This window comes from Mesorhizobium sp. M1348, assembly GCF_040317925.1.
In the GTDB taxonomy this organism is placed as follows: domain Bacteria; phylum Pseudomonadota; class Alphaproteobacteria; order Rhizobiales; family Rhizobiaceae; genus Mesorhizobium.
Genome location: NZ_JAMYLH010000005.1, coordinates 36,150 through 59,531 on the forward strand (window position 1 = coordinate 36,150; position 23,382 = coordinate 59,531).

The 23,382-nt window shown below is 62.7% G+C and carries 30 protein-coding genes and 1 pseudogene; 21 read left to right on the forward strand and 10 right to left on the reverse strand.

All coding sequences use genetic code 11. The features are described 5' to 3' along the window. Positions 1–237: 237 nt before the first annotated feature. Complete coding sequence (locus tag NKH13_RS10855; protein WP_352912488.1) at positions 238–798, reverse strand: tetratricopeptide repeat protein; 561 nt, start codon at positions 796–798, stop codon at positions 238–240. A 237-nt stretch (positions 799–1,035) separates the two neighbouring features. On the opposite strand from NKH13_RS10855, the gene NKH13_RS10860 reads away from it, so the two are divergent. The 4 genes from NKH13_RS10860 to NKH13_RS10875 all read left to right on the forward strand — a co-directional run bounded on the left by NKH13_RS10860 (position 1,036) and on the right by NKH13_RS10875 (position 4,279). Further along, positions 1,036–1,461: a DUF3775 domain-containing protein gene (locus NKH13_RS10860; RefSeq protein WP_292658164.1), complete on the forward strand. Its 426-nt coding sequence runs from the start codon at positions 1,036–1,038 to the stop codon at positions 1,459–1,461. A gap of 112 nt (positions 1,462–1,573) precedes the next feature. Continuing rightward, complete coding sequence (locus NKH13_RS10865; protein WP_352912489.1) at positions 1,574–2,533, forward strand: extensin-like domain-containing protein; 960 nt, start codon at positions 1,574–1,576, stop codon at positions 2,531–2,533. Positions 2,534–2,650: 117 nt separating this feature from the next. Further along, complete coding sequence (locus tag NKH13_RS10870; protein ID WP_352912490.1) at positions 2,651–3,505, forward strand: extensin-like domain-containing protein; 855 nt, start codon at positions 2,651–2,653, stop codon at positions 3,503–3,505. Positions 3,506–3,571: 66 nt separating this feature from the next. Next, the gene (locus NKH13_RS10875; protein ID WP_352912491.1) at positions 3,572–4,279 is read left to right on the forward strand and encodes an LssY C-terminal domain-containing protein; all 708 of its coding nucleotides are present in this window, start codon (positions 3,572–3,574) and stop codon (positions 4,277–4,279) included. A gap of 47 nt (positions 4,280–4,326) precedes the next feature. On the opposite strand, the gene NKH13_RS10880 is transcribed toward NKH13_RS10875, so the two are convergent. After that, the gene (locus tag NKH13_RS10880) at positions 4,327–4,959 is read right to left on the reverse strand and encodes a zinc-dependent alcohol dehydrogenase family protein (RefSeq protein WP_352912492.1); all 633 of its coding nucleotides are present in this window, start codon (positions 4,957–4,959) and stop codon (positions 4,327–4,329) included. Next, a complete protein-coding gene (locus tag NKH13_RS10885; RefSeq protein ID WP_352912493.1) occupies positions 4,899–5,354 on the reverse strand; it encodes an alcohol dehydrogenase catalytic domain-containing protein in 456 nt (151 codons plus the stop codon). Before NKH13_RS10885 ends, NKH13_RS10880 begins: the two co-directional genes overlap by 61 nt. Positions 5,355–5,481: 127 nt before the next feature. Between NKH13_RS10885 and NKH13_RS10890 the strand changes: the two genes are divergently transcribed. The 3 genes from NKH13_RS10890 (at position 5,482) to NKH13_RS10900 (ending at position 8,608) form a co-directional block, all read left to right on the forward strand. Beyond that, positions 5,482–6,396, forward strand: a complete 915-nt coding sequence (locus tag NKH13_RS10890; RefSeq protein WP_352912494.1) for a LysR family transcriptional regulator — start codon at positions 5,482–5,484, stop codon at positions 6,394–6,396. An 87-nt stretch (positions 6,397–6,483) separates the two neighbouring features. Continuing rightward, positions 6,484–7,794 carry a hemolysin family protein gene (locus NKH13_RS10895; RefSeq protein ID WP_352912495.1) on the forward strand — a complete coding sequence of 437 codons (1,311 nt, stop codon included), beginning with the start codon at positions 6,484–6,486 and terminating at the stop codon, positions 7,792–7,794. A gap of 76 nt (positions 7,795–7,870) precedes the next feature. After that, on the forward strand, positions 7,871–8,608 hold the full coding sequence (locus NKH13_RS10900) for a class I SAM-dependent DNA methyltransferase (RefSeq protein WP_352468471.1): 738 nt from the start codon (positions 7,871–7,873) through the stop codon (positions 8,606–8,608). Positions 8,609–8,740: 132 nt separating this feature from the next. Here NKH13_RS10900 and arr read toward each other — a convergent pair whose 3' ends face one another. Continuing rightward, positions 8,741–9,148: an NAD(+)--rifampin ADP-ribosyltransferase gene (gene arr, locus NKH13_RS10905; protein WP_502912327.1), complete on the reverse strand. Its 408-nt coding sequence runs from the start codon at positions 9,146–9,148 to the stop codon at positions 8,741–8,743. A 216-nt stretch (positions 9,149–9,364) separates the two neighbouring features. Between arr and NKH13_RS10910 the strand changes: the two genes are divergently transcribed. Further along, complete coding sequence (locus tag NKH13_RS10910) at positions 9,365–9,658, forward strand: hypothetical protein (RefSeq protein WP_352912497.1); 294 nt, start codon at positions 9,365–9,367, stop codon at positions 9,656–9,658. A gap of 52 nt (positions 9,659–9,710) precedes the next feature. On the opposite strand, the gene NKH13_RS10915 is transcribed toward NKH13_RS10910, so the two are convergent. Beyond that, a complete protein-coding gene (locus tag NKH13_RS10915) occupies positions 9,711–10,001 on the reverse strand; it encodes a hypothetical protein (protein ID WP_352912498.1) in 291 nt (96 codons plus the stop codon). Positions 10,002–10,355: 354 nt separating this feature from the next. On the opposite strand from NKH13_RS10915, the gene NKH13_RS10920 reads away from it, so the two are divergent. The 4 genes from NKH13_RS10920 to NKH13_RS10935 all read left to right on the forward strand — a co-directional run bounded on the left by NKH13_RS10920 (position 10,356) and on the right by NKH13_RS10935 (position 14,972). Beyond that, the gene (locus NKH13_RS10920; protein WP_352912499.1) at positions 10,356–11,075 is read left to right on the forward strand and encodes a cysteine hydrolase family protein; all 720 of its coding nucleotides are present in this window, start codon (positions 10,356–10,358) and stop codon (positions 11,073–11,075) included. Between the two features lie 207 nt (positions 11,076–11,282). Beyond that, complete coding sequence (locus NKH13_RS10925; RefSeq protein ID WP_352912500.1) at positions 11,283–13,280, forward strand: ABC transporter ATP-binding protein/permease; 1,998 nt, start codon at positions 11,283–11,285, stop codon at positions 13,278–13,280. A gap of 296 nt (positions 13,281–13,576) precedes the next feature. Further along, complete coding sequence (locus tag NKH13_RS10930) at positions 13,577–14,050, forward strand: VOC family protein (protein ID WP_352912628.1); 474 nt, start codon at positions 13,577–13,579, stop codon at positions 14,048–14,050. 121 nt (positions 14,051–14,171) lie between these two features. Beyond that, positions 14,172–14,972 (forward strand): class I SAM-dependent methyltransferase, encoded by an 801-nt coding sequence (locus tag NKH13_RS10935; protein ID WP_352912629.1) that lies wholly within the window; start codon positions 14,172–14,174, stop codon positions 14,970–14,972. Between the two features lie 31 nt (positions 14,973–15,003). On the opposite strand, the gene gcvA is transcribed toward NKH13_RS10935, so the two are convergent. Continuing rightward, positions 15,004–15,897 (reverse strand): transcriptional regulator GcvA, encoded by an 894-nt coding sequence (gene gcvA / locus NKH13_RS10940; RefSeq protein WP_352912501.1) that lies wholly within the window; start codon positions 15,895–15,897, stop codon positions 15,004–15,006. Positions 15,898–16,103: 206 nt separating this feature from the next. Between gcvA and NKH13_RS10945 the strand changes: the two genes are divergently transcribed. The 7 genes and pseudogenes from NKH13_RS10945 to NKH13_RS10975 all read left to right on the forward strand — a co-directional run bounded on the left by NKH13_RS10945 (position 16,104) and on the right by NKH13_RS10975 (position 19,714). Beyond that, complete coding sequence (locus tag NKH13_RS10945) at positions 16,104–16,289, forward strand: DUF1127 domain-containing protein (RefSeq protein WP_352713047.1); 186 nt, start codon at positions 16,104–16,106, stop codon at positions 16,287–16,289. 71 nt (positions 16,290–16,360) lie between these two features. Beyond that, complete coding sequence (locus NKH13_RS10950; protein ID WP_352713050.1) at positions 16,361–16,846, forward strand: VOC family protein; 486 nt, start codon at positions 16,361–16,363, stop codon at positions 16,844–16,846. Between the two features lie 36 nt (positions 16,847–16,882). Further along, positions 16,883–17,611, forward strand: coding sequence for an SDR family oxidoreductase (locus NKH13_RS10955; RefSeq protein ID WP_352713053.1), 729 nt, complete (start codon positions 16,883–16,885; stop codon positions 17,609–17,611). Positions 17,612–17,846: 235 nt separating this feature from the next. Continuing rightward, positions 17,847–18,281 (forward strand): FKBP-type peptidyl-prolyl cis-trans isomerase, encoded by a 435-nt coding sequence (locus tag NKH13_RS10960; protein WP_352456956.1) that lies wholly within the window; start codon positions 17,847–17,849, stop codon positions 18,279–18,281. Positions 18,282–18,468: 187 nt separating this feature from the next. Beyond that, positions 18,469–18,672: pseudogene (locus NKH13_RS10965) on the forward strand (IS1 family transposase); the annotation flags it as partial. Beyond that, positions 18,665–18,925, forward strand: coding sequence for a hypothetical protein (locus NKH13_RS10970; RefSeq protein ID WP_352912502.1), 261 nt, complete (start codon positions 18,665–18,667; stop codon positions 18,923–18,925). The pseudogene NKH13_RS10965 and the gene NKH13_RS10970, both read left to right, overlap by 8 nt. A 111-nt stretch (positions 18,926–19,036) precedes the next feature. Next, positions 19,037–19,714, forward strand: a complete 678-nt coding sequence (locus NKH13_RS10975) for an HAD family acid phosphatase (RefSeq protein WP_352912503.1) — start codon at positions 19,037–19,039, stop codon at positions 19,712–19,714. 48 nt (positions 19,715–19,762) lie between these two features. Here NKH13_RS10975 and NKH13_RS10980 read toward each other — a convergent pair whose 3' ends face one another. Then, positions 19,763–20,743, reverse strand: a complete 981-nt coding sequence (locus tag NKH13_RS10980; protein WP_352912504.1) for a quinone oxidoreductase family protein — start codon at positions 20,741–20,743, stop codon at positions 19,763–19,765. A 98-nt stretch (positions 20,744–20,841) separates the two neighbouring features. On the opposite strand from NKH13_RS10980, the gene NKH13_RS10985 reads away from it, so the two are divergent. Then, positions 20,842–21,234 carry a winged helix-turn-helix transcriptional regulator gene (locus NKH13_RS10985; protein ID WP_352713058.1) on the forward strand — a complete coding sequence of 131 codons (393 nt, stop codon included), beginning with the start codon at positions 20,842–20,844 and terminating at the stop codon, positions 21,232–21,234. A gap of 71 nt (positions 21,235–21,305) precedes the next feature. On the opposite strand, the gene NKH13_RS10990 is transcribed toward NKH13_RS10985, so the two are convergent. Further along, complete coding sequence (locus NKH13_RS10990) at positions 21,306–21,911, reverse strand: NADPH-dependent FMN reductase (protein WP_352912505.1); 606 nt, start codon at positions 21,909–21,911, stop codon at positions 21,306–21,308. 91 nt (positions 21,912–22,002) lie between these two features. Between NKH13_RS10990 and NKH13_RS10995 the strand changes: the two genes are divergently transcribed. Further along, positions 22,003–22,371, forward strand: a complete 369-nt coding sequence (locus NKH13_RS10995) for a winged helix-turn-helix transcriptional regulator (protein ID WP_023678378.1) — start codon at positions 22,003–22,005, stop codon at positions 22,369–22,371. 50 nt (positions 22,372–22,421) lie between these two features. On the opposite strand, the gene NKH13_RS11000 is transcribed toward NKH13_RS10995, so the two are convergent. Together NKH13_RS11000 and NKH13_RS11005 are read right to left on the reverse strand one after the other, a co-directional pair. After that, positions 22,422–22,742, reverse strand: a complete 321-nt coding sequence (locus NKH13_RS11000; RefSeq protein ID WP_023719143.1) for a hypothetical protein — start codon at positions 22,740–22,742, stop codon at positions 22,422–22,424. A 138-nt stretch (positions 22,743–22,880) separates the two neighbouring features. Continuing rightward, complete coding sequence (locus NKH13_RS11005) at positions 22,881–23,276, reverse strand: acyl-CoA thioesterase (protein ID WP_023678380.1); 396 nt, start codon at positions 23,274–23,276, stop codon at positions 22,881–22,883. Positions 23,277–23,382: the final 106 nt, after the last annotated feature.

Sequence of the window (23,382 nt, forward strand, 5' to 3'; positions counted from 1 at the left end):
CTCGCTAACGGAACCGTCTCACCACAATCTTGCAAGATATAGCAATCTTCGCGGGTTTTTCACGTCCAAAAAGTCGGATTTTGAAAAATCATCCACCGATGGCGCGGCTGACCTAACGTCAAGGAGCGCATCACGTGTACCGTGAGGCCAATTCCGGTTCGGGGCAGCATGTGCAGCATAGCAAAAAACCGGCTGCGATCGCCGCAGCCGGTTATGAGCAGCGTCCCGGAGGTCGGATTAGCTCCTCATGAAGTGATCGATCTGCTCAGAAAGCATGCCGTATTCGCGAGATCCCTTGCCCGTGCGCTTCTCGATTTCGCGGAGCTGTTCCTGGGCGCCGGCAAGATCGCCGATCTGCAGGTGTGCCTCGCCGAGATATTCGCGCACCAGCGTGTAATTGGGGTCGATGCGCAGCGCTTCCTCGTAATAGCCGAGGCCGACGGTGATGCGACCGGAATGGCGGTGCGAATAGCCGAGATAGTTGAGGATGCGCGGGTCCTGCTTGTTGGCGGCGAGGCTGAGCACGGCGATCGCCTCGTCATAGCGTCCATCCATCGCCAGCGCGCGACCGGCATCATAGATGCTGTCGTCGTCCAGCATACCTTGCTTCGGCGAGACACATTTCTTCTGCTTCTTGTCCCAGGCCTCCCCCTTCTTGCACTGGCTCTGGCCGCCGCCGCCGCCATTGCCGCCGCCGCCGCCACCACCTCCCCCGCCTTCACCAGCCGAAAACGCCGGAGCCGCAATCAGCGGCAGGGCGGCGATGGCCATGGCGTAAATCAGCAATCGTCTGCGCATCGAACTCTCCTTTGAACCTGACAATGCAACACTAACGCCGGGCCGAAGCCGTTTCGTCCCCGGAAAATGCCATCCTATCTCAAAACGGCGATCTCTCCCAGGAAGGCCATCTTATCCCGGGAACAGAGGGCATCGGAAATCATGCTTCACGATTAACGCCGACGCGCGAGAGAACGTGACGAGCGCTGCAAATCCGCTATCATCGGGCCGACCGAGCACGAAGCAGGGAGACGGCCGGTGCAGCAACGCGTTGAACGAGACTGGGAGCTTTCGATCGGTCCCGACACCGTGCGCCTGTTCATCCTCAAGGCGAAGGCGCTCAGCGCCGCCGTCAACGAAGACTATGCCGACGGCGCCGAGCACGAGGTAGAGCTCGACGGCAACGCGCACGACAACCACCATCATGACGGCCTTGCCGAGGAAAGTTCCGAAGATCTCACCGAGGAGGAACTGCGCGAGCTGATCGACGATCTCAATGTCGACGAAGCGGCCGAACTGATTGCGTTGGCCTGGGTCGGCCGCGGCGACTATGACGCTACGGAATGGACGGACGCGCTGGCCGCCGCCCGCGAGCGCGCCAACAAGCGCACGGCAAAATATCTGCTCGGCATGCCGCTGCTGGCGGACTGGCTCGAGGAAGGCCTGGAAGCGATCGGCGCGTGACGGCTCGGTTACCGATTGTGATCGGCCGCCCCCCTCGCCCAAGGCAACTTCCCCGCATTCTGGCCGTTGCGAACTAATGGCGGCGTTTGGCCTTTTCAGATTGGACAGATTGATGCTGGTCGTTGCGGCTACGTCGCTGACGGGATCCGTTTTAGCCAAGGCGCCCGAACTACCGCAAACTGCACCGGTTCCGCAGTTCAACCGGCAAATCACTCCGCCGCTACCAACCGAGATCCCGGTCCCCGAACCGCGCCCGGAGGATGCTCCGGAGCCGCCCCAGGCCACTCAGCCCCAAGGCGGTCAGTCCCAGAACGGCCAGCCCCAGAGCGGCCAGCCCCAAAATGGCGAACCAAAGACCGAGCAGCCGGAGCCGCCGGCGATTGCACCGCAGCGGCCCGAAAAGCCGGCGCGGGCTGAGCCGCCGGCAAGCCCACCGGGCGCGCCACCAAACCCGGCCGAGGCAGACAAAAAGGCGGAGCAAAAAATCCTTCCAGATCCTCGATCGGCCGCCATTGCCGGGAAAGAAATGCCGGGCGAGGAGTTGGCCTGCCGCAGGCGGCTGAAGTCGATGGGCGTCGATTTCGAGGAGCGCAAGCCCGAGCATGATACGGCGGTCGGTTGCTCGATCCCCTACCCGATCGTGCTGAAGACACTCGGCAAATCCATCGCCATCGGCCCGGAGCCCGAGCTCAATTGCCAGATGGCCGAAGCGGCCGTCCGCTTTGCTGCTTCGGTCATCCAGCCTGCCGCAAAGGCCGAGTTCGGCACGGATATCAAATCGATCGGCCAGGCCTCCGCCTTCGTCTGCCGGCCGCGCCACGCCGGCGGCAAACTGTCGGAGCACGCCTTCGGCAACGCGCTCGACATCGCCAGCTTCACGCTCTCCGACGGCAAAGAGATCGATGTCGGTCCAACGCCGCCGGAGAAGGACGCGAAATTCCTGGATGCAGTGCGCAAGGCGGCCTGCGGGCCGTTCAAGACCGTGCTTGGCCCCGGCAGCGATGCCGATCATTCGCTGCATCTCCACTTCGACCTCGAACCGCGCCGCAATGGCGGCACGTTTTGCCAATGACCTCGGCCGCCGATAATGGGCGCCGCAATTTAGCCGCAGGCGTGAACGCAGCCGCTGATTTTTCCTTTACTCTTCAGGTTTAGAGTCTGTGCCATCCAGGGACAGGGAACCCTTCCGATGGCCGGGCTATTTCGCGCTGCGTTTGCCGCTGCGCGGCACACAGAATGCGCGCACATGGCCGGCAGGCTTGCCGCCATGCTTGCCATTGCGGCGGTCTCGGCCTGCAACACCGGCAGCGTGCTGTCGCTGCAGCCGGCCGTCGACGTCGGCAGCCAGACCGCTGCCGTCCCGCCCAATTCCGACCCACAATATTCCGGCCCGCAAGATTCCGGCCCGGAATATTCCGGCATGCAGCGTCTCGTCCCGTCCAATCCCTATATGACGGCCGCCTATCCGCGCCTGGATAACCCGATGTCGCCGGCCGAACAGATGCCGGCCGCAGAGATCGATTGCCGCAAGGAACTGAAACGCCTCGGCGTCGTCTACACCGACGTTGCGCCGATCCATGAAGGCCAGTGCGGCATCGACTATCCGGTCAAGGTCTCGGCCATCGGCAGCGTCGAGATGAAGCCGGCCGCGACGCTGACCTGCGACATGGCCGCCACCTTTGCCGGCTGGACCAGGAACGAACTCGTCCCGTCGGCCCGCTGGCGCTATTTTTCAGGCGTCAAGACCATTCACCAGGGCTCGAGCTATTCCTGCCGCAGGATCGCCGGCGAAGGTGTTTTGTCGGAACACGGCAAGGGCAATGCGCTCGACGTGATGAGCATCGAGCTCAACAATGGCGACGACATCGACGTCCGCAAGCCCGGCCTGTTCGCCTTCCGCACACGCGGCTTCCTCAACAATGTGCGCGCCGACGGCTGCCAGTATTTCACCACCGTGCTCGGCCCCGGCTACAATTACGACCACCGCAACCATTTCCATTTCGACATCAAGTACCGCAAGAACGGCTATCGCGCCTGCCGGTGATTGCGGCCCCTGCCCAAGACCTGCTGCGCCGATTAAGATGGTGCGCAGACGCTTGGGTGGTGCCTCTTGAGCCAACGAAGCCTTCGACGACGTGCAACGACCTGGTTGGTGGCATGCTGTGCCGCTTATCTCTCGCTCGCCTATTTCGCCGCGCCTGAGTTCTGGACGTTGCGGGACCGCAATTTTCGCAGCCGCCAATTCGAGATGGTGACGCATACGCCGCAAGGCATTCCGGGCGATCCGATCAATGTCGGCCTTGTCAGCACCAAGAAGGAGCTTGTCCATTCTTTTGCCGTCGCCGGCTGGGATACGGCAGACGCGGTCACGCTGAAGACCGCCATCGAGATCGGCGAAAGCGTGCTGTTTAACCGCCCCTATCCCGACGCGCCGGTCAGTCGGCTGCTGTTCGAAGGACGCGCCCAGGACCTCGCCTTCGAAAAGCCGGTCGGCGACAGCGCCGACCGGCGCCACCACGTCCGCTTCTGGCAGACCGATGCGACCGGAGACGACGGCCGGCCGCTTTGGCTTGGCTCGGCAAGCTTCGACCGCGGCGTCGGCCTCAGCCATGACACCGGCGCGATCACCCACCACATCGGCCCCGACATCGACGCCGAGCGCCATGCGCTGATGCGCGACCTCTCCGCAGCCGGCACGCTGATCTCGACCAGCGAGATACCAGGCGTCGGCGCCACAAAGACCGGGCGCAACGGCGAAGGCGATCCCTATTTCACCGACGGCAAGGCCATCATCGGCGTCCTGCTGCAACTGCCGTAGGCGCGCAATCGGCCTTCCGTCTGACAGCCATTTTCGTCCCGACGAGGTCAGGGCACGGTGATCACGATCTTGCCATACGGTCCCGTCTCCAGACGCTCAAATGCCTGCGGCACGTCGTCGAAGCCAAACACCTTGTCGATCACCGGCTTGATCGCCAGCGTCTCGATCGCCTGGTTCATTCGCTCGAAAGCGCGGCGGTGGCCGATCGATATGCCTTGTACGACGATCCGGTTGCGCAGGAACGGAATGATCGGAAAACTGAGCTCCATGCTGCCGAGAAGGCCGATGAGCGACAGCCTGCCGTCGGCGCCCAGCGCATTGAGCGAGCGCCGCGCATTGTCGCCGCCGACCATTTCCAGCACATGCCTGACGCCGGCCCCGTTTGTCAGTTCGCGCGCCGCCTCGTCCCATGCCGGCTGGCTGCGATAATTGATCCCCTTCCAGGCGCCGAGCGCCTTCGCCCGCTCCAGCTTCTCGTCGCTGCTCGAGGTGACAATGGCGCGCAGGCCGAAGGCGGCGGCAAATTGCAGCGCAAACAGCGACACGCCGCCGGTGCCCTGGATGAGTACGGTTTCGCCCGGGATCGGCTTGGCCGCCTCGACCAGCGCGAACCACGCCGTCAGCGCCGCGATCGGCAGCGTCGATGCCTCGACGTCGCTGAGCGACGGCGGCGCCGCCACGGCGGCATCCTCATGAAAAAATGAAAAAGCACATGCTCGGACAACGTCCCGGGCAGTGACGAACCCAGCGTATGCTTGTGCAGCACGGGCGGCGCGTCGCCGTCCGGCCAGTCGGCGATCACCTGGCCGAGCACGCGCTGCCCGATGCCGAAGCGGCTGACTTTGCCGCCGATGGCCACCACCTCGCCCACCGCGTCCGATGTCGGCACGAACGGAAAGCTGAGGTCCGGTATCAGCACGCCATCGACGATCATCCTGTCCTTGTAATTCAGCGATATCGCTGTGACGCGTACCAGCAGATCATGCGGCCCGGGTTGGGGCAGCTTTCCCTCAGCCGGCTTCAGCCTGGACAGGCCGAAACCGTTCATCTGCCAGGATCTGTTTTCGGTGCTCATTTGGTTCGCGCTCCGTGGTTGATGGTTGCGCGAGACATTTACGCCGTTTCACTATGGAGAAAAGTGCTTCCATGTGGCATGTTCTGCAACAGATTAAGGAGCAAAACTCTATAATAGGAGCGCTTCATTGGAATCGGCCAATTTGCAAGGCATCGTCGCATTCGTTCATACGGTGGAGGCCGGCAGCTTCACCGGCGCCGGCGCACGGCTGCATGTCACGAAATCGGCGGTCGGCAAGTCGATCGCACAGCTGGAACAGCGGTTGGGCGTTCGCCTGCTCAACCGCACCACCCGCAGCCTCAGCCCGACCAGCGAGGGCCTGAGCTATTACGAAGCCTGCGTCAGGGCATTGGCCGAGATCGAAGCCGCCCAGTCGCTGTTGGCATCGCGCAAGCAGGTGCCTTCCGGCCGGCTGCGCGTCGACCTGCCTTTGGCTTTCGGCCGCCGGTGCGTCGCCCCGCTGCTGTTCGGCATTTCCAAAAAATTCCCGGATCTGACGATGGAAATCTCGTTCAACGACCGGCGCGTCGACCTGATCGAGGAAGGCATCGACCTGGCGGTGCGCATGGGCGACCTGGACGACAGCTTGTCGCTCGCCGCGCGCCGCATCTATGCCCAGCGTTCGGCCATCGTCGCCGCCCCCGCCTATCTCGACGCCCATGGCAGGCCGCACTCGATCGAGGACCTGGCCAGGCACAGCCTCATCGGCTATGGCCGCGACGGCACGGTCCATCCGTGGACCGTCAGGCATGTCAACGGCCGCCTCGAAAAATTCGCACCCAAGGCGCGGCTGGTGCTCGGCCACGGCGAACCGATGCTCGATGCGGTACTGGCCGGCTGCGGCATCGTCTATCTGCCGACATGGCTGACGGCCGACAGCATCAGGCGCGGCAAGCTCGAAATGGTTCTGTCGGACTGTCTTGTCGAAAACACGGTGGTGCATGCCATCTGGCCGGTAACACGCAACCTCGCGCCAAAGGTGCGCGTCGTCGTCGACGCCCTGATCGAGCATTTTTCCGCGCCGCCCTGGGATGCCGCATGAGGTGCCGCCTGATTGCCCGGCTCGCTAAATTTAAAAAGCGCGACCGTTCTATTTTCGAAAACCGCGCGGCAATGCTATGGACCCGGCATGCTTTATGCTGAAATTGCCATCGTGGTCGTCCTCATCTGCGTGAACGGCCTTCTGTCGATGTCCGAGCTCGCCATCGTCTCGTCGCGCCCGGCGCGCCTCAAGACGATGATCGACCGCAACATCAAGGGCGCCGGCCGGGCTCTGGCGCTAGGCGCCAATCCGGGAAAATTCCTGTCGTCGGTGCAGATCGGCATCACTTTGGTCGGCGTCCTGTCCGGCGCCTTTTCCGGCGCCACGCTCGGCGAGCGGCTGGCCACCTTCCTGGCGTCGGCCGGCGTCCGCGAAAGCCTCGCCGACCCGCTCGGCGTCGGCATCGTCGTCGCCATCATAACATATGGCTCGCTGATCATCGGCGAACTGGTGCCCAAGCAGATCGCCTTGCGCGATCCCGAACGGGTCGCCGTCAGGGTCGCTCCGGCAATGACCATCCTCGCCAGCGTCTCGGCGCCGCTGGTCTTCCTGCTCGACTTTTCCGGCCGCGCCCTCCTGTGGCTGCTTGGCCAGCACGGCCAGAGCGAGGACAAGGTCACCGACGAGGAGATCAAGATGCTGGTTGCCGAAGCCGAGCACCACGGCACCATCGAATCCGACGAACGCCGCATGATCGCCGGCGTCATGCGGCTCGGCGACCGTGCCGTGCGCGCGGTGATGACGCCGCGCACCGAGGTCGACTGGATCAATCTGCAAGCCGACGAGGCCGCCATCAGGAAGCTGCTGATGGACACCCAGCATTCGCGCCTGCCGGCCGGCGACGGCGGCGTCGACGCCATGATCGGCGTCGTCCAGACCCGCGACGTGCTGGCCGCAATGCTCGGCGGCCGCGCCCTCGACCCGCGCCGGCACGTACGCGCCGCGCCAATCGTGCATGACCAGGCCGACGCGCTGGACGTGCTTGCGACGCTGAAGGAATCCGACGTGCCGATGGCGCTGGTGCATGACGAATACGGCCATTTCGAAGGCATCGTCACCCCGGCCGACATTCTGGAAGCGATCACCGGCGTCTTCCGCTCGGACCTCGATGCCGGCGACGAGGAAAACGCCGTCAAGCGCGAGGACGGCTCATGGCTGCTCGCCGGCTACATGCAGGCCGACGAGATGGCGGAGGTCCTCGGCATCGACCTGCCCGAGAACCGCGACTACGAAACCGTCGCCGGCTATGTGCTGTCGCATTTGCACCATCTGCCGGCGACCGGCGAATGTGTAGACGCGCAAGGCTGGCGCTTCGAGGTGGTCGATCTCGACGGCCGCCGCATCGACAAGCTCATCGCCACCCGCCTGCCCGGCCGCCACCGCGAGGTCGTGCGGTAAGAAGCGGCGCGACTTGTGGGCTATATGCTCGCGGCGACACCGCTCGCACAGTCAAAGTTGATTGGGAATACCGCCTATGGTCGATCACCTTTTCGCCGACCCATATCTCGCTGCCGTCTACGATGCCTGGCACCCGAGATCTGCGCGCGACGACTATGATTTCTACCTGCCCCGCATTCTAACAGCAGACGCGGTGCTTGATGTCGGATGTGGAACGGGCACCCTCCTTCACGAGGCACGCCTGGCCGGACATTCAGGGCGGCTCTGCGGCATCGACCCAGCACCCGGCGTGTTGAATCGCGCACGAACGCGCACGGATATCGAATGGGTCCTCGGCGATCTCCAATCGGCGGGCTGGACAGCCGAGTTTGATCTCATTGTGATGACGGGGCACGCATTCCAGGCCCTTGTCAGCGACGAAGACCTGGGGGATTTCATGGCGGCTGCGCAACAGGCCCTTGTGCCAGGCGGATGCTTTGCGTTCGAAACGCGGAACCCTTCGGTGCGGGCGTGGGAACGCTGGACACCCGAAAATGCGGTCGTCGTTGAGCTACCTGACGGGTCTCTGGTGCAGATCACAACAGAGGTGATCATGCCGTTCGACGGACAGACGGTGACATTCACCCACAGGTTCGGCGGAAAGCATCCGAGCCTTCCGCAAGTTAGTCGCAGCACCTTGCGATTCCTCGACATGGACGCCTTATCGAGCCTGCTGGGGAACGCGGGGCTACGGATCGAACAGCAATTCGGCGGCTTTGACGGCAGCCCACTTGGCCCTTCGAGCCCGGAGATCATCACGTTCGCGACGAGATGAAAAGGAGCATCCGCTCTCCAACCTGCAAGGAACGACAACTCGCGGACCCATTGCGGACGTGGAGCCGTATTTCGCGGCGACTGCCGCCGACCGTAGGTCAGAGCCAAGCTTGGCAATCGCAGGATTTAGCGATCAATCGATTGCCTCGATGCCTTGCGCCTTCAGCCGTTCGAGATGGTCCTTCATCTCCTTCAGCCGCTCGGGGGAGTGGCCCTGCCACTCGGTGACCTCGCCCGTGATCCTGAGCGGCTCGCGGCAGCGATAGGACTGCGTCGGATTGCCGGGAAATTTCTTGTCCGTAAGATTGGGGTCGTCCATGATCGGGCCGGTTGGCTCCACGATATAGATCCTTTCCCGTCCGTCACCAGCGGCCAGCTCTGCACCCCAGATTGCCGCATCCAGAGTGCCGGTCAGATAGACCCAGGCTGCCTGCTTTCTCGCGCCGTAATTGGAGCTGTAGCCGGCTTCGATCAGGTCTCCCGGTTTAAGGTCGGCCCGGGTGCCGTGGTAGAATTGGCGCGGGTTGTCGGGGGCTGTCATCGGCTCGCTACTCATCCTCGCTGTCTCAGGCATCATGGTGTCGTGGTGCGCACTATTTCATGCACGTCATCGAATCAAGCGTCTGGCTGTGCGGTTATCGGACGTCCGCTCTCAGCACTCCTGACACCCGTTCCAGTCGCCCCGCCCGATGCACGCTAGCGGTCGGCTGCCGGCGCGGTTATTATCGGCGCCCAGTACCGTCGCTATGGTGGAAAAATGGATCTGCAAGCCTTCAGGGATTCGATTGCAAAACCACAGCCGCCAGCCGGCTTGAGCCCTGCCCTGCAGGCGCTGTGGTGGGATGCAAAGGGCGATTGGGCTAAGGCGCACGAGTGCGCGCAGCAGCGCGACGATACGGTGGGCATGCACGTTCATGCCTATCTCCATCGCAAGGAAGGCGACCAGTCGAATGCGGAATATTGGTATCGCCGCAGCAACGCCGCGCCGTCGACCTTAACGCTTGACGAGGAATGGCAAGAGTTGGCGCGTGCATTTTTGCAGCAGAGCTGACGCTTGCTCAGTCACCGTAAAATAGCCGGTCCTGCATCCACTCGCCGGGGTTTCAGCTGGCGCCCTGTGGCTCGTCCCTGCTGTTCCATTCCGCATTGCGCGCCCGCGCCTCTTCCGCGATCAGCTTGAATTCCCGCATCTTCGCAGCCTCGATGGCGAATGCGCTGCTTGGCAGGACGCCAGGGTCCTCCTGACTGTTCTGAAACTGAAAACGGGCCTCCAGTTCGGCCCATATTCGCTCGGGCGCCGTATCCTTGCTGGCAAGCAGCGCGACGACCAGCGCCAAAGTCTCGCGCTGGGCGTTCAGCCGCCCTTCGATCTCTTCATTCGGCAATTCGGACATGCGGTCGCTTCCAGTTTCTGGCTCAACGGCAAAATCGCACCCTTGTTCCGGAATTCGGGGCTGGCACGGTCCTGCTGAGCAGCAGATGCTCGCAATCGCAATCGAGATGATCTCTTCTCCTCGATCCTGTTGACTCGGGCGGATGGCACTTCTCGCGCCGCTTGCGTCCAGCCTCTTCGAACGCGGCATGCGGACAAAGCCTGAGAGCCTGAAGCGAATTGTCGAGACCGCAGCAGGGTGATGCTTTGTTGCAGACTCGGGGGTGACGCGGGGCCGATACGGCGGCCGGCAATCATGATATTGTTGCCCCTGAAGCAACCGTCAGCGTGCATATGCGATTTCGGGGGTCTGTACATGGGAACGCAACATTCCATCGCCGCGAGGCCTGAGACGGTGAGCTTCGAGCCCGCTCGAACGGCTGTTGTCGTCATCGACATGCTGCACGATTTCGGCAGCCGGGGTGGTATGTTCGACCTCGCCGGCCTCGACGTTGCTCCTATAGCACGTCTCATCCAGCCCATTTCACGGGTGCTCGAAGCGGCTCGCAACGCGGGATTGTTCATCGTCTACACGAAGCAGCAGCACAATGCCGACCTCTCCGATGCCGGCAACGAAGATGCCCCGCACCGTATCAAGCACAAGCGCTTCAACGCCGGGCAAGTCGTTACCGCCCCTGACGGCAGCGAAAGCCGCATCCTCGTGCGCGACACCTGGAATACGGCAATTGTTGCGGAACTCTCCCCGCAACCCGGGGACGCGGTGATCTCCAAGCACCGCTTCAGCGCATTCTTCGAAACCCCGCTCGACTCGACGTTGCGCGCGCGACGGATCGACACGCTGATATTTACCGGGGCAACGACCAGCGTATGCGTCGAGTCGACGGTCCGCGACGCAGCGTTCCGCGATTACCGCTGCATCGTGCTCCGGGATTGCACGACAGAGCTGATCGCCGCCGACGCGCCGCGCAGCAATCATGAAGCGTCGCTGCTCACCATCGAGCTTCTCTTCGGCTGGACGGCGGACTCCGATGCCGTGATCGGTGCCTTGGCTGCGGGGCGCGCAGCGGCCGAGTGAAGACTGGTTGCGCAATCTGATGCACGGAATGGCTGGCAAGAGTGCAAGCTCGCCGGCACGTCTGCCCCGCAACGATCAAAGGCTGTCCTCGAGAACGACCTAGGCTGCTGCGAGCACCGGAACAGCTGAGAAGGCTAGGCGTTGTCGGCATCCGGCATCTCGAGCGGACGCTATGAAACCTTCTGATTTTTAAGCCGTTATCGCCGGATGCCCGAGGCTCAATTCAAGCCGAAATCGGTTGACGGCGCCCAATCGCGCGATGTCGAGAAGTCGCGCCATGAGAAGCAATCGACCGTCGAAGTCGCGTCCGAGGTCGTCGGCGAGCCCTCGCCGCCGCCGGATTTCATCGAACCCGATCCGGAGTTGACACCTGAAGAGGCCGAGCAGGCGCGCAAGAGATATCTGCTGAAGCGCTTCTGGATCAGCGCGCGCGGCTATTGGGGCAGCAGTGGCGACAGGGTCGCTTGGCCGTTGACGATCGGGCTGTTGGTCCTGATCGTCACCAATGTCGGCTTCCAGTATGGGATCAATGTCTGGAATCGCGCAATTTTCGACGCCATTGAGCAACGCGATGCCCACACCGTATATTGGCTGAGCGCCGTTTTCGTGCCACTCGTGCTCGGAAGCGCCAGCCTCGTGGTGGCACAAGTCTTCTTTCGCATGAGGATACAGCGCCGCTGGCGTTCCTGGCTCACCACTGCGGTCATCGCACGTTGGCTCGCAAGCGGCCGCTACTATCAGCTGAACCTCGTCGGCGGCGACCACAGCAACCCCGAAGCCCGCATCGCCGAGGATTTGCGGATTGCCACCGAATCGCCCGTCGATTTCATCGCCGGTGTCATCGTCGCATTTCTGTCGGCCTCGACCTTCATCGTGGTGCTCTGGACGATCGGCGGCGCCCTGACCCTGACGATTGAAGGTTCGACCGTCACCATTCCCGGCTTCCTGGTCATCACCGCAGTGCTCTATGCCGCGATCACGTCCACCTCGATGGCGGTCATTGGCCGCCATTTCGTCCACCTCTCCGAGGAAAAAAATCAGGCGGAAGCCGAGTTCCGCTACACGCTGACGCGCGTGCGGGAAAACGGCGAGAGCATCGCATTGCTCGGCGGCGAGGAGGAGGAGCGCAGCGGCATGGACAAGACATTCGCCCATGTGCTCAGGCAATGGGCGCTCCTTGCAGGCCAGCACATGCGCACGGCGCTGGTGTCGCAGGGGTCGAGCCTGTTTGCGCCTGTCGTGCCGGTCTTGCTTTGCGCTCCAAAGTTCCTCGAAGGCAGCATGACACTTGGACAGGTCATGCAGGCTGCCTCGGCGTTTGCCATCGTGCAGGGCGCATTCGGATGGCTGGTCGACAACTATCCCCGTCTCGCAGACTGGAACGCCTGTGCACGACGCATCGCCTCGCTGATGATGTCGCTCGACGGGCTCGAGCGGGCGGAGCAGAGCAACACGCTGGGACGCATAAAGCGGGGCGAAACTGAAGGCGATGCGATGCTCAGCCTGAACAATCTCTCCGTGTCGCTCGACGACGGCACCGCCGTGGTCAAGGAAACCGAGGTCGTGATCCAACCAGGCGAACGGGTGCTCGTGGCCGGCGAATCCGGCTCGGGCAAGAGTACGCTGGTGCGGGCCGTCGCAGGTCTGTGGCCGTGGGGTAGCGGCAGCGTCAACATCCGCGCCGACAGGCGGTTGTTCATGTTGCCGCAACGGCCGTACATCCCCACCGGGACGCTTCGCCGCGCAGTCGCCTATCCAGGCGCCGCCGACAACTGGACGCTGAATAAGATCAAGGCTGCCCTCGACAAGGTGGGACTCGACTACCTCAACGATAGGATCGAGGAGGACGCGCCATGGGACCAGACCTTGTCGGGTGGCGAAAAGCAGCGGCTCGCCTTCGCGCGTCTTCTGCTGCACCGCCCCGATATCATCGTGCTGGATGAGGCAACGTCGGCACTCGATGAGAAGAGCCAGGACAAGATGATGGAGATGATCATTCGCGAATTGCCGAAGGTCACCATCATAAGCGTAGCGCATCGCGCCGAGCTGGAAGCCTTCCATAGCCGCAAGATCACATTGGAGCGGCACAAGGGCGGCGCAAAACTTGTCAGCGACATCGAACTCGTCCCGCGCAAGGACAGACGGAACTTGCTCATGCGCCTTCTGAGGCAACGGCGCGCCAACGGAAAGCCAGCGCGACCTTGAGCAAAGTGGAGCTGCCCTACACAAAAAGTGAGGCCGCCGGTCAGGACCCGGCGGACCTCGCCTGTTCGAGTCACTGCCCACATCTGGTCCTGAAAGCACCAGCCGTGGTACCTTGATTCCGTGCAGCTGCCGCGGTCGGAACGTCGGATGGTGCGAGCGCATTCCTGTTCGTGGTGCAACGCCGACGCCGGCTGCGAAACGCCCCGAGGGCAGGAAAATGGCCGAATTGGCTGCAAAACCCGGAATGGCATCAAAAGCCCAGATTGATTTCGAAAGCAAAGGGACCAGCAATGACAATCGCCAAGAACACGATCTGCCTTTGGTACGACAAGGGCGCCGAGGCTGCGGCCCGCTTCTATGCCGAGACTTTTCCCGACAGCTCGGTGAAATCCGTCCACCGCGCTCCCAGCGACTACCCGTCCGGCAAGGCGGGCGACGTGCTGACGGTCGAGTTCATGGTCGCCGGCATCCCCTGTCTCGGCCTTAATGGCGGGCCCGCGTTCAAACACAACGAAGCCTTCTCCTTCCAGATCGCCACCGACGATCAGCAGGAGACCGACCGCTACTGGAACGCCATCGTCGGCAATGGCGGCCAGGAGAGTGCGTGCGGCTGGTGCAAGGACAAATGGGGCATCTCCTGGCAAATCACGCCGCGCGTGCTGACCGAAGCGATGGCCGCCGGCGGCGATGAAGCAAAGCGCGCATTCGAAGCGATGATGGAGATGAAGAAAATCGACGTTGCAGCGATCGAAGCGGCGCGGCGCGGCTGACAGTGCTGGGGTGACCCGAAGCGGAAGTCGGTGCATCACCCCGGATGAGGAGGTCATCGATAAGATCAGAGCGGAGCGGCTGGGAATGCCGCCGTGCCCATCATCTCCAGGCAGGCGTGCAATGGTGTTGAACTGCGCTGAGTTTTACGACGCCGAACTGCGACGGCACAACGAGGTCTTCAGGGCTGCGGTCAAGGTGGGAACGCGCGATCGCGTGCTCGATATCGGATGCGGTTCGGGACAATCCTCTCGCGATGCTGCCCGCGTCGCGGTGGAAGGCAGTGTGCTCGGCGTGGACGTATCGGCGCAGATGCTCGAGATCGCCCGGAAGCGTAGCGCGGAAGAAGGATTGCGAAACGTCGCCTTTGAGCGCGGCGATGCGCAATTGCTGGTGTTTCCGCTTGCCGGCTTCGATCTGTGCATCAGTCGGTTTGGCGTGATGTTCTTTGCCGATCCGGCGGCGGCGTTCGCCAATATCGGCCGGGCGATGCGACCAGGGGCACGTGTTGTATGGATGGTATGGCAGTGCCGGGACCGCAACGAGTGGGCGACTGCCATTCAGCGGGCAATTGCGCCGGGGACAACCATTTCGGCGGGCGCCGCCACCCCGTTTTCGCTTGGCGACCCCGCCATCACCGCGGAGATCTTGCGTGCATCCGGTTTTGTTTCGGTCGACTTTGCCGAAGTCCATCAGCCGGTCTTCTACGGCCAGGACGTCGATGCGGCCTATGACGCTTTGCTTGGCCTGCAACTGGTGAAGGATCCGCTCGCCCGCGCGGATGTGGATGTCGATGCGGCGCTGCGGCGGTTGCGCGATCTGCTCGACGCGCATTTGACCGCGGACGGTGTGCTTTTTGACTCGCGTGCCTGGATCGTCACCGCATTTCGGGCGAGCGATGGTCGCCGGGCGATTGACCTGTAGACGATCCTGTTTTCTCGGCCCGGCCTTCCGATCAACCCATTTGCGGCGTGACTTCTGAAAGCAGCCAATCCCGAAAAGCCTTGACCTTGCGCTGACGGATCGCCTCTGGCGGGTAGACGAGATAGAAGCTGGAGGGGGATTTCAGGGCGTGGCCGAAGGGGCGGACAAGTCGCCCGGCGGCGAGGTCGGCCGCAACGAGCATGGTCCGGCCGAGCACCACCCCCTCGCCTTGTGCGGCCGACTCCATGGCAAAGGTGGCAGAGTCAAAGGTAATCCCGCTCTGCGGGTCCACGCCCTCGACCCCGGCGCTTGCGAGCCAGGTCGCCCAGTCGATTGGAAAGCTGTCACGGATCAGCGTGTGATGTCTGAGGTCCTGAGGCGTACGGAGCGGGTATGCGCCCTCAAGAAGCTTTGGGCTGCACACCGGAAACACCTCCTCGCCGGTGAGGAACTCTGAAGTGAGCCCCGGATAGTTTCCGCTGCCATAACGGACGGCGACGTCGATGCCGTCGCCGAGGAAGTTGGTCAGCTTCCCGCTCGTCGAAACCCGCACATCGACGTCGCCATGCGCTCGGTGAAAGCGGTAGAGGCGCGGCACCAGCCATCTCCCCGCGAAGCCATCGGAGGTACTGACGTTCAATGTCGAGCTCGAATAGCGAGCTGTTGCGGCAGCAGTGGCGGTGGCCAACTGGGCGAGCACCTCGCGCACCGCCCGCGCATAGGGCTCGCCAACGGCTGTCAGGCTCACCGAGCGCGTGCCGCGCTCGAACAGCTGCACACCGAGCTGATCCTCAAGATTCTTGATCGCCCGGCTGATGGCGCCGTGGGTGACATGAAGCTCCTCTGCCGCCTTGGAGAAACTCAACAGGCGCGCCGCGGTCTCGAAGCTCGGCAAGGTGGTGAGAGGAGGCAGCTTCCGGGGCATGGATCGATACCTATGTGTGAGCAACGCTCACACATAGTCGCCGATAAGTCGTTTGTCGTCCAGGCCGGGAGGCGGCATGTTTGCTCGCGTAATCAGTCATTCACCGCCGCTGCAAAAGGTGAGTTTGGTGTGACTGATACTCTCGCTGACCGAAGGTCGCGGGGCAACTGCTGAAACCAAAACTGCCGCCACTCTGGGAGAGCACCATGACCGCCAAACGAGTTGAACCCATCGTCGACGTCCTGACCGGCATGGCCGGCCGCATCCTCGCCTCGAGCCGCCGGCGCCGGACCGAGCGACAGATTGCACGCCTCTCGACCCGCCGGCTCGAAGACCTCGGTTTTGCCCGCGACTGGGACGGCTCGGTCTATCGGCCGTCGGACCACCGCTAGCCTGAACGAAAGCAACAGCGGACAGGCTCTTCGCCAAAGATGCTGTCGCAAGGAATTAACGGAGAACGGACATGGCCACCATCCACCCATTCCTCTGGTTCAACACCGATGCGGAGCAAGCCCGCGATTTCTATCTCTCGGTCTTCAAGAACAGCAAAGCGCTCCAGACCATCGAATACACCGACTGGGTGTCCGGAACCAACAAGACGGTCCCGCATGCCACCTTCGATTTCGAGCTCGAAGGACTGCACCTTACTGCGCTCAATGCCGGGCCGCAGCCGCCCTTCAACGAGCGGCTCTCGCTCTACATCGAGACCAAGGACCAGGCCGAGACCGACTACTACTATGAGGCGCTCACCGCCGGTGGCGGCAGGGAACAACCCTGCGGCTGGCTCACCGACAGATACGGCGTCTACTGGCAGGTCATCCCGGAAATCCTGCCGCGGCTCAGTGCCGATCCGGATCGCGAAAAGGCCGACCGCGTCCGGCAGGCGATGTATGGGATGCGCAAGATCATCATCGCCGAGCTCGAAGCCGCCTACGCCGGCAAGGCCTGACTCGCCCACCGCAATCGCAACGAATGGAGAACCCCCATGACATCGCTCGTGGACAGGAAAGTCATCGTCGTCGGCGGCAGCTCCGGCATCGGTCTCGGCGTCGCGGAAGCTGCTCTCAACGGCGGAGCGAAGGTCGTGATCGTCGGCCGGTCGCCCGAGAAACTGCAGGCTGCCGAACGGACGCTCAATGCAGGTAATCGCGTGACAAGCGTGGTCGCCGACATGACCGACGAAGCAGACGTCGCCCGCCTTTTCGAAGAGGTCGGTCCCTTCGATCACCTCGTATCGACCGCCGGAACACTGCCGCCCGGCGATCCCATCGGCGGAACCGACATGGAGGCTGTGCAAGGCTTCGTCGATAACAAGCTGATTGGCGCCGTGATGCTCTCCAAGCATGCTGTGCGCACCCTGAAGGCCGGTGGCTCCATGACCTTCACCTCGGGAATAAACAAGGATCGGCCGCCGGTGCCGGGAGGCTCAGTCGTCGCCGCGATTGCCGGTTCATTCAGCTACTTCGCCCGCGCCCTGGCGCTCGAACTGGCTCCGACGCGCGTCAATGTCGTGTCGCCCGGATGGGTCGACACACCGATGTGGGATATCGTTGGAGAAGCCAAATCCGGCTTCTTTGCCGACATGGCTGCCCGGTTGCCGTCGAGAAAAATTCCGACCGCTGCGGACGTCGCCGCCGCCTACCTCTACCTCATGGAAAGTGACCTCACGACCGGCGAAACGCTTCGCATCGATGGCGGCCATCACCTGATCTAGCCGCCATTTGCACGCCGCCTGAATGGGTTGAGCCGGCATGACCGCTAGATCGGCGCACTCCTGCCGAAGGCGGCGAGCGCCGGCGGTGTCATGCCGGCGTAGCTCAATCGGGGTTTACATCGGCAGCCAGGTCCCTAGTTTTAGCGTTTCGCGCCGCGCACCTAAGTGCGTGGATGATCGAGGACGGGACCGCGAGCTTTGGCCGGCCCCTCGAAACTTTCAAAGGATGGCTATCATGACACAGGCCAAGAATGGCGACACCGTGCGCATCAATTACAATGGACGCCTGGCAGACGGCACCCAATTCGATTCTTCCGGCAACGAACCGCTGCAATTCACGTTGGGTGAAGGACAAGTGATCCCTGGTCTTGAAACCCATGTCGAGGGCATGGAGGTGGGCGCGAAAAGCACCGTGACTGTTCCCGCCGAGGCCGCCTATGGCCCCCACCGCCCCGAAGCGGTCATGACCGTCGACCGCGCCCGCGTGCCAGACAACATCAACGTCGATATCGGCACTCGATTGCAGGTCAGAACCTCAGAAGGGCGCCCGATGCCGGTAACAGTCGTCGGCGTGGACGACACCAGCGTCAAGCTCGACGGCAATCATCCGTTGGCGGGACGGGATCTGGTGTTCGACGTCGAGCTGGTCGAGATCGTTCAGGCGGCGTAGCGTACGGCAAAGGCCGTGGTGGCTATGACTTCGGGTGACGCACTTCCGCCGGGCGGTTTCGGCGGTGCGTCACCTGTCGGAGGCAAAGACCGCAACGGCGGAAATCGTGTAGCTTGCAGCAACCCATAGAGACATTCGGCATCTGGAATGTCCAAGTCAGCGTCGCAGTTTCGAGGACCTGTAGGCTCACGCCAACGCGGTCGCCCTCCACTTCATGTATTACAACTTTGTCCGCATTCATGCTTCACTGCGCATGACGCCGGCGATGGCCGCTGGCGTGACTGGCAAGCTTTGGGAGATCGGCGATATCGTTGCGCTAATCGGAGCCAATGAAGCCGAGAAGCCAATAGTGCGCGGACCGTACCAGAAGAAAGGCGTCTCAATTGATTGATCCTAAACCCATCACGAACGAAAATGTTCTGATGGCGCTTGGCATCGTTCTCGTCGAAATTCGCGCGACCGATGATCTATCCAAAGCACGGATGCTCGCTGACTCATTTCACAACGCACCGGCCATGATCGCGTCTGGCGCCAGTCCTCAGGATACCTGGGCAAGTGTACTTGGAACCGCTCGCAGGCTTGATATGGAACGATATGTCGTCTGGCTATTAAGACACGTTCAGGCGAGACAGATTTCAAACTGACCCACTACCTGTGGAAGACCTCGCTTGACAGCCGACTTCTCGTGACCGCAAAGTCTCGTGATGCGGGCAATTGGTTGGAATAGAATTGCGCGTGCCGGGGTAATCGTGCTGATGATCGGCACAAATGTTCCTGTGCCGGCACGTTCCGACTCACTCCTTCTCACAAGCCCGTCCCAGCCAGCCAATGTCGGCGATGCGATGCTGGCGGCTGCCAATTATCATGATTCCGGCGACTATGATCGCGACCTTGCCGCAGTAGCGAAGCAGGCCGGCGACTGGGTCGTAAAGCGCGCGACGGAGGTGCCTCGCCCCGCACTGGTGCTCGATATCGACGAGACGGCTTTGGCCAACTGGGAAGTGATCACACGTGACAATTTCGGCCGCCCGATCGGCGGCGCCTGCGACATCGCAATCGACGGTCCCTGTGGCTGGGCCGCCTGGGACCAGCTTGCGAAGGATCCGGCCATCGACCCGGTGCTGGAGGTCTTCCGGCAGGCACGAACGGCGAAAGTCGCGGTGTTCTTCATCACCGGACGTCCGGAGGACCAGCGTCAGGCAACCGAACAGAACCTGCAGTCGGCCGGCTATGCCGGCTATGAGCAACTTTACATGGTCCAGCCTGGGGCCAAATATGGTTCCGCCGCAGATTTCAAGGCACCCATAAGGGCCGAAATCGAAAAGGCCGGCTACACGATAATTGCCAATGTGGGTGACCAGCCATCCGACCTGTTCGGGGGGCATGCCGAGAAGCTGTTCCTGCTGCCAAATCCATTCTACCGGGTTCGCTGACGGCCTGCACGGCACAAGCCCGGATCCTCGGCTCTTGCCGAGCACCTACTAAGGTATCAAGACGACTTTGCCGGTCGCGCCGCGCTCCTCCAGCAGGCGATGCGCGTGGCTGGCCTGGTCGAACGGGAAGCGACCGCCGTTGATCACTTTAAGCTCACCACTTGCCGCCAGATTGAAGAGCTCCGACAGGCCATCACGGAGCATGTCTGCAGAGAGCAACGGAAGCAGGGCAAAACCTCTCAACGACTGGTTGCGGCCGATCATCGCCTCCATCTGCGGGGCGCCGAGCGCATATCTGCCAAGTGCGGCAAAGACCAACTCTCCGCAAGGCGCCAGAGCCTCCAGCGCAACCGCCGTCAACGGGCCGCCGACAATGTCGTAGACGATGTCGACGCCAGCGCCGCCTGTCGCTGCCCGGACGCGCTCCGGCCAATCCGTCTTGCTATAATCGACGGCAGCGTCGGCCCCCAGCGACAAAGCATGATCGAGCTTGGTCTTGCTGCCGGCAGCCGCGACGACACGGCCCGCGCCGGCGCGCTTGGCAAGCTGGACAAGCAGGGAGCCGACGCCGCCCGCGGCAGCGGCGACCAGCACCGATTTGCCGCCGGGCGGGCTTTGCCGCGATAGATGCAGCGCCGTCAGTCCTTGCACCATCAATGCCGTCGCGTCTTCGAACGAGAGCGCGTCCGGCAAAGGCACGGCCAGGCTTGCGTCGATCGTCACATACTCGGCATAGCCGCCAAAAGGCAGGCTCGAGGCGAACAACGGCGCGGCGACGCGCGTGCCGAGCAAGGAAGCGTCCACCCCCTGCCCAAGCGCCTCCACGATCCCGGCAGCCTCGACGCCAGGGATCATCGGCAGTTGCGGCGTCACCGCATAGCGATCCGCGCGCATCAGCACTTCGAAGAAATTCACCCCGGCCGCATGAACGCGGACCAGGACCTCGCAGGCTTGCGGCTCGGGCTTCGGCACCGCGACTATGTCGAGAACGTCGGGCCCGCCGAAACGATTCAGTTGAATGGCTCTCATCGCATGCACCGTTCGTTATTGGCATCGGCCGCTGTTTGCCACTATCTGCCTGGCTTCGACTACACACCGATTTGTCGGCTGCTGACCGGGAGGTGACCATGGCCAAGCTGATCAAGAGGCTGCCGATGCTGCCGGCGGAGCGCGCGCTGAAAGTGATTTCGGGCCGCTGGAAGGCGGTCATCCTGTACCATCTCTTCGACGGGCCGCGGCGGCTGTCGGCGCTGCAGGCGCTGATGCCCGGCATTACCCAGAAAGTGCTGATCCAGCAGCTTCGCGAAATGGAAGAGCACGGCCTCGTGCGCCGCGAGATCTTTGCCGAGATCCCCTCGCGCGTCGAATATTCGGCGACGCGGCTCGGCCTCAGCCTCGAGCCGATCCTGCTGGCACTTTGCCAGTGGGGCCAGCATCACGCCGACGAGCTGAATGAGATGGACCGCCTTGCCGATTGCATCATCAGGCCACGGCAGGCGCAGGACGCGCATGCCGTGTGAACAAAAAGGGCGGCGCATGCGCCGCCCCAATGCTTGGGAGAATTAATCCTTGGGAGGACTGTTCGACCTGCTCAGGCCGCCTTGACTTCGTCGGCGACGGCATCGGCCTGACGCGCCGTCTTCAGCACCCTGGCCCACCATGCAATGTCGTTGACCAGCGCGGTTGCCGCCTGGTTGAGGTGCTCGAACTCGTCGAGCTTCTTGTCGCCTTGCTTGACGGCAAGGAAATCGGCCCAGGCGATGTGTACGGCGGACTTTACCGGCGCCATCTGCAACTCGACCGCATGCAGCCTCAGCTGCTCGACCGCGCGCGCGCCACCGACGCTGCCATAGCCGACGAAGCCGGCCGGCTTCTTGTTCCACTCGTTGGCGGCGTAGTCGATGGCGTTCTTCAGCACGGCCGTCGGGCCATGATTGTATTCCGCGGCGGTGAAGATGAAGCCGTCGAATCCGGCGACCTTCTTTTGCCAGCGCTGCGCCTCTTCGTTCTGCGACGGCACCCAGGCGGAGGATGCGACCTCATCGAAGAACGGCAGCGGGAAATCGCGCAGGTCGACGACTTCGACGTCGATGTCGGCGTGCGACTTGGCGATCTTGGCAATCCATTGGGTTGGGACGTCGGCAAAGCGCGCCGCGCGGGTCGAACCAATGATGATGGCGATCTTGGGTTTTGACATAGAGGGGGCTCTCCTTACGGGAATACTGGTATCGTTTAGATACCTGAGCTATATGAGTAACTGGCTGCTCAATGTGCAAGGAGGCACTTTTTTGTTACCAAGGCACCCGCACCGCACCGAGGACTGCCGCGCCATCTCGGAAATCCTGCAGCGCGTCGGCGACAAATGGACCGTGCTCGTCGTTGGCAAGCTCGGCAACGGGCCGCTGCGTTTCAACGAGCTGCGCAGCGCCGTCGGCGGCATTTCGCAAAAGATGCTGACCACCACTTTGCGCGGGCTCGAGCGCGACGGCTTCGTCACCCGCACCGTGTTCCCGACCATCCCGCCGCGGGTCGACTACGAATTGACCGATCTTGGCTACGAGCTGCTGGTGCCGGTCGATGCGCTCGGCGAATGGGCACGCAAGAACACCGAGCGCGTCAAGGCCGCGCGCGAAAAATTCGACGCCATGCACAGTTGATCCCTTGCGCTGCAAGGGTTTGAACCTGTCGGGAATCCTCCGGATGAGCCCTACTGCTGTAACTGCATCTTGCTCTTCGGCAGCTTCTCGATCCGGTTCCATTTCGGGTTGGGACTGACCACCTTGCCGCCAATCGTGCAGGTCGTGGTCGTCTCCTTGCGGCAATTGCTCACCGTCGTGCCGCTGGTGTCGCATTTCGTCGCCGAGCAGATCTCGCACTTGGCCGCTTGCCCGTTGATGGTGCGGTTTTCCGACGTGCAAGTGGCGCCTGGATCGCCTTTTTTGACCTCGGCAAAAGCACTTGCGGACGACAGGCAGAGCAAGGCTGCAAAGGCACCGGCCAGGGCAGCGTTCAGCATGTGTTGACGCATTGTCTTTCCTCCCAATATCCCGCCGGTCGCGCTGCAGGCGCATGCGGGAACCCGTTGGCCAAAAACCACGCGGGATCGCTGCCCGCATCCCCCGCGCGGGAGAGACGGCTGTTTAAATCCGTCTATGGAATCAGCCGATCAGCCTTCGGCCGGAACCGCTTTCGGCTTGCCTTCGCCGTCCAGCGCCACCATGACGAAGTCGGCATGGGTGACCTTCTCCATCAGGTCGGAGAGATAGCGCTGCGCCCAGGCCTCGACCTTGAGCGTCATCGAGGTGCGGCCGACCCGTTCGACATGCGTATAGATGCACAGCGTGTCGCCGATCTTCATCGGCTTGGCGAAGGACATTTCCTTCACCGCCGCCGTCACCACGCGGCCCTTGGCGCGCTCGGCGGCGCGGATGCCGCAGGCGAGATCCATCTGCGCCATCACCCAGCCGCCGAAAATATCGCCCGCCGCATTGGCGTCGGAAGGCATGGCCAGCGTCCTGAGCGTCAGATCGCCGATCGGCCGCCCGTCCGCGTAATGCACCATTTGGCCAATCCTCTCGAAGCCGATCGCCCGATCCCGTATCGTCATGGCACGGACAGGTCAACGCCGCTGAATGGTGGCAACTAGTAGGATTGCGTTCCATGGCCGA